Consider the following 5,367-nt stretch of genomic DNA (forward strand, 5'->3'; position numbering starts at 1 on the left):
GGGGGGGGCCCCCGGGGCCCCCCCCCCACGGTCCTACCCGACGACCGGGACTAGCGGGTCGTCAGCACCGGCAGCTGTGCCTGCGTGCCCTGGACCAGGAAGTCCAGTCCGCGCAGGACGAACGACGCCATCTGGTCACGGCGCACCGCGTTGGAGGCGGCGTACTCGTCCCCGCCGACGCCGAGCACGATGCCCTGCGACGCCAGCGCGTTCACGTTCTCCTCGTGGGTGGGTCCCACATCGCTGAAGAAGTCCTCCTCGTTGCGGATCTCACCGCTGGTGTCGACGAACGCGATCGCCCGGTGGATGAACGACGCCATCTGGTCACGGCGCACGCTCTGGGACGGGCCGTACTCGTCGCCCCCGAGGCCGAGGACGATGTCCGCCGCCGCCAGGCGGCGGATGGCATCGAAGTGGGTGTTGTCCTCGGTCACGTCACCCGGGAACGGGTTCGCCCCGGTCGCCGCCGGCAGCAGGCCCGGCTTGGCGTGGTCGATGAGGCGCGCGATGAACGACGCCATCTGGTCACGGCGCACGGTCTGGGAGGGGCCGTAGAGGCCCTCCCCGAGGCCGAGAGTGATCGCGTACCAGGCGGCACAGTCGATCGCCGTCTCGTGGGTGTTGCCGTTGATGTCGGTGAACCCGGCTCCAGGCACCGCCCCGGCGGGGCAGGCCCAGCTGAGCAGCTGACGGGTCTCGACGCCGCCGATGACGACGTAGCGGTCAACGTTGCTCGCCTCGTTGCCGAGCGCGGCCGCCGCGGCATCGACGTCGGCACCAGGCGTCGCCAGGTGCAGACCGCTGATGCGGCCCACGGCCGAGCCGGCCAGGGCAGAGCCCATCGGGTCGTCGCTGTCGCTCACGTACACGACGTTGGACGGCAGGCCTCGGGCGAGCGCCACCTGGGTGACCGCCTGCGAGGTCGCAGCGACGTCAGCGCCGCCCATGCGTGTCGCGTTGGGCAGGTCGCCCAGCACCGTGTCGCTGACCGCTGACGGACCGCCCACGACCAGGACGTCGTCGATGTTGAGGTCGGTCAGTGCGGCGGCCGTCGCGGCCGGCACCGAGTTCTCTTCCACGAACAGGATGGGCAGCCGGCGGTTGGCCGCCAGTGCCGCGGCCGTCGCGACCTCGTCGGACTCGGGGTTGGCGATCACGACCGAGGTGAAGGCCGGGTCGTCCGGGCCACGCCACTCGTACTGGTCACGGATCTCCTCCCGGCGGAAGTCCATCTCGTGCGCCATCGCGGCCGCGATCTCCGCCGGCGACCCGTCGAAGCGGGTGATGTCGGCTGCTCCCAGGTCCGACGAGCCCTCCAGGTCGGTGACGACCTGGTTGCTGACCGCGCTGGCGTCACCGAGCACGAAGGCCCGGTGGGGGTCCAACCGCCCGACTTCCTCTTCCAGGCGAGCGGTGAGTCCGCCGGCGGGTGTGGCGAGCACCGGTGCCAGGTAGGCCCGGGCGAGCACGCCGCCGGCTGCCGCGAGTGCCGGGTCGTCGTCGTTCACGACGACCAGGCGCGACCACGGCTCGGTGGCGAAGGTGCTGATCAGCGTGGCCTCGGAACCGCCCGGGTGGCTCTGACGGGCGAGCGCGACCGACAGGTTGGCGACATCCGACGCGGGGATGTGACGGCGGGGGGTGGGTTCCCCGCCGCCCGTGAGGTCGACCTTGGCGTAGTAGATGTCGAGCTTGTCGTCGGTGAAGTCACCGCGGCGCGAGTCCATCCAGGCCACGAACACCTCGTCGTTGCCCAGGGGGGCGGCGACCGGCGCGTACGTCCAGTACACGCCCTGGCGGTAGTCCGAGCCGATCTCGTTGTTCTGGGTGCGGTCGCTCACCCGCACGTCCTCGGAGAAGCTCGCCCCATCGTCGGTCGAGTTCGCGATGTAGGTGTCGCCGAGGCGACCCTCGTTGCAGTAGGCGTGGGTGTGCTGGCAGCCGCGGTACCAGTGACGGCGGTCCTGCCACACGATGTGCAGGGTGCCGTCCGGGGCGACCGACGCCGAAGGGTGGCGCGTCTGGTTCCAGATGTTGCCGTCGTTGGCGGTGATCACGTCGTTGACCCGCACCGGGTCGCCATAGGTGACGCCGTCGTCGGTGGAGGCGGCCACGTACACGCCCGCCTCCGGGTGGATGAAGTGGTCCTGGCCCTCGACGTCGCCGCTGGGCGCCACGTCCGGGTCCGGCTCACCCTCGATCCAGGTGATGTAGGCGGTGCCGTCGGGGCCCGCGGCGTTACGCGGGTAGTTGGAGCTGGAGAAGTTGACCTCGGGCTCCGCGGGGTCATCGGGGTTGTTGACCCGGTAGCCCCACACGTCGGAAACCGCTTCGGTCTGCTCCCAGGCCAGTCCGTCGGTGGAGCGAGCGGCGTAGATCGAGCCCGGGTTGTCGCGGGTGCGCCAGGTGGCGTGGAAGGTGCCGTCGGGGCTGACGGCGATGGAGGTCTCCCGGACCGCCATGCCCTCGTTCACCGCGACGCGGGGCGAGAACGTCTGGCCGCTGTCGGTCGACACCGCGGCCACCAGCGATCGCGGCGTCGGGGAGTCATCGGCGCCCGAGCCGTCCTCCGCCTGCACGACGACGCGGTCGTTGCTGCCGCCGCTGCCCGGGTGCACGGCCAGGCCGGGAAGGGCGTTGTTCGTCAAGTCGGCCGGGTCACTGGGGAGCGCCTCGACGGCGGTCTCGAACGTGTCGCCACCGTCGGTCGAGCGCGCCACGAGCGTGGACAGCCCCCACTCCTCGGTGCCGCTGCCGAAGCGGGCCGAGGAGAACGCCACGTACACGTTGCCGCCCGAGCCGAAGGCGACGGCGTTGTGGCCCTGCATCGACGAGGTCCCGTGCCCGACCGACGAGCACGGCGACTCTGGACCACCCGAGGGCGACCCGAAGCCGGCGGGGGCGACCAAGATCCCGCTGTTCCAGGTGGCGCCACCGTCACGGCTGGTGTGGTACTCGCAGCGGAAGTCGTAGAGGTCGTTGTTGGTCATCACGATGTGGTCGGGGTCCGCGGGGTTCACGGCCACACCCACGCCGTCGCGGGCGTACGTCGCCCGCGGGTCGTCGTGCTTCAGCACCACGTTCTCGCCCACCTGGATCTGGCTGGGGGGGATCTGCTGCGCGGCGGTGTCGCCGTCCTGCGCGGCCGCGGGGACCAGCGTCGCCACGAGGCTCAGGGTCAGGGCCGCGACGAGCACGACCAGTCGGGATTTGTTCTGGGTTCGCATGAGCATGTTGCCTTTCGACCGAGCGGACACGGGCTGCAGGGCAGCCGTGCGGTACGAACATCTGCCGTGCTACAGCGGGATCACCGTCGCCAGGGCGGTGAGGACGCGCTGACGGGGGCGGAGTGGATGGAGGCCGGGCAAGGAAGGGGGACAGGGACAGCGGGGAGTCCGGCCTCGGGAGTAGTCATCCCGCCTGAGACGCCGACGGGGCCCATAGTGTTACGGCCTGCCGCACAAAAGAGCAAGAAGGCGCGCGTGCCAGGTGCCAGGGTGGGGGGGCACCGCAGGCCACACGAAGAAAGGCACACAACCAGCGTGGTGCCGGTTGTGTGCCTGACTTCCTGCCTACTGCGGTGATGCTATGTAGCTAATGACCACGCCCGTGGTGCTAGAAGCGGGCGACGGCCATGCCGAAGCCACGGCGGCGCGTCGCGAGGACGGCCAGCCCGAAGGCTGCCACCCCGGCGAGCATCCACAGCGCCAGCGTGCTGGCGAGTGCGGGGGCCTCGGTGAGCGCGGTCTGCGCGGCAGCCGACGCTCCCGCGGGCTGCGCCGCGGCGACATCCGCCGCAGGCACGGTCGCCAGGGTGGCGGCTGTGCTGGTCGCGGCCGCACGCTCCACCGCTGCGAAGCGGTCGAAGGCGGTCGGCTGGGCCACCGTCGCGGCGGTGGTCTCGGCAGGCGTCGCGGCACTGGCCGCTGCGCCCTGCTCGGTCGCCGGCTGCGCCGGCGCTGCGGCCGGGGCGCTGCTGGCTGCGGCCTGCGTCGACGAGGCGGCCTCGGTGCTCGCCGGAGCGGCACTGGTCTCGACCGGAGCGGTGCTGGCCTGTGCCGGGGCGGTCGCCGGTGCGGGAACGGCCTCAGGTGCGGGAGCCGCTGCAGGTGCTTCCTCGACCGAGGCGGGAACCGCCGCCGTTGCGGGGGCCTCCTGCGCCGACACGGCGGCGGCGCCGCCACCGGTGATCTCTAGGCTTGCGCGGGCCGGAGCGCCGGCGACGGGCTTGCCCTCAGCGTCGGTCTGGGTCGCGACGAAGGCGTAGTGCCCGGGGTCGACGTTGGGGACGGTGATCGTCGCGTCCGCGCCGCGGTCCTCGCCGGCGGGGCCGCTCCAGAGGACTGCGCCGTCGCGGGTCTCGAAGGTCATGACGATGTCGCTGAAGCCCTCGCCGTCGCGGAAGCGGTCCATCCGGGCATCGAGCGTGCTCCCCGCCTCAGCGGTGTCGCTGGAGAACACCAGGGTCGTGAGGTTGGCGCAGGCGAATGCCACGGACGCAGCGGCCATCGACGCCGCCAACACCCCGAGCACCACCACGAACAGTCGTCTTGTCGTCGTTGCCATTTGCTACTCCTGTATTTCCGTAGGGTGGAGATCCGAGAGCCCCGCCGCCGGGTAGCGACCTGGACGCCGAATTCTCCCGAACACGGTGAACATGCGCCCCATCATGGCACCCACCTTGAGCCTTGGCAAGCCTTTGGGAGAAATCGATCGGCCCTGAACGACTGTTCTATGGATGCCAGCAGCATGTAGGTGTGTATGGCCTCTAGTGGAATTCCCCGGGCGGCGCCGGCTGCGACGGTCGAGGATGCCCAACAAGATGCCCAACACGGTTGTGTTGATAGGCGCGCCGTGCTGTAATCGCAGAGATCGGTCGTTAGCCCCCGGCGGATGCCGGGCCCGTAGTCGCGACCGAGGGAGGTGGTTATGGGAGTGACAGCCAAACGAACTCTTGCCGTCACGGTCGGCGCACTCGGCATGGTGCTCGTCGCCATGAGCGTGGCCTGGGCGTGCTCTGCCAACCGACACATGGAAATATCGCACAGCGAGGTGATGCCAGGGGCGGCAGTGACCGTGAGCAACGTCCAGTGGGTCGCCAGAGGCGAGGGACACCACCCCTTCCACGGTAACCAGGTGCAGGTGCGCTGGGCTGCGAAGGACACGTCCGTGCTTGCGGAGGTCAACCGGGACCGTGCGCAGGTGCTGGCCACGACGCCGCTCACCGCGGAAGGCACGTTCACGGCCACCGTCAGGGTCCCCGAGGGGATCGCGGCGGGCGACTACCTGGTGTACGCGGTCGCCGACGTGGCGGCCCCGAACGCTGCGTTTGGTTCGCGTTGGGGGTTCCACACCGCCGTCATGCCG

At 70.7% G+C, this 5,367-nt stretch carries 3 protein-coding genes; 1 reads left to right on the forward strand and 2 read right to left on the reverse strand.

Annotated features, from left to right (window positions below; all coding sequences use genetic code 11):
• Positions 1–50 precede the first annotated feature (50 nt).
• Both WD250_02390 and WD250_02395 read right to left on the reverse strand, forming a co-directional pair.
• The gene (locus WD250_02390; protein MEX2619046.1) at positions 51–3,227 is read right to left on the reverse strand and encodes a sialidase family protein; all 3,177 of its coding nucleotides are present in this window, start codon (positions 3,225–3,227) and stop codon (positions 51–53) included.
• Positions 3,228–3,615: 388 nt separating this feature from the next.
• Positions 3,616–4,566, reverse strand: a complete 951-nt coding sequence (locus WD250_02395; protein MEX2619047.1) for a hypothetical protein — start codon at positions 4,564–4,566, stop codon at positions 3,616–3,618.
• Between the two features lie 414 nt (positions 4,567–4,980).
• On the opposite strand from WD250_02395, the gene WD250_02400 reads away from it, so the two are divergent.
• On the forward strand, positions 4,981–5,367 hold a 387-nt coding region (locus tag WD250_02400), incomplete at its 3' end, for a hypothetical protein (GenBank protein ID MEX2619048.1).

Source organism: Egibacteraceae bacterium (assembly GCA_040905805.1).
Taxonomy (GTDB): domain Bacteria; phylum Actinomycetota; class Nitriliruptoria; order Euzebyales; family Egibacteraceae; genus DATLGH01.

Bases quoted from the DNA above. Each gene is read 5' to 3' on its own strand.
- WD250_02390 (MEX2619046.1), bottom strand. From the start codon at position 3,227: ATGCGAACCCAGAACAAATCCCGACTGGTCGTGCTCGTCGCGGCCCTG.
- WD250_02395 (MEX2619047.1), bottom strand. From the start codon at position 4,566: ATGGCAACGACGACAAGACGACTGTTCGTGGTGGTGCTCGGGGTGTTG.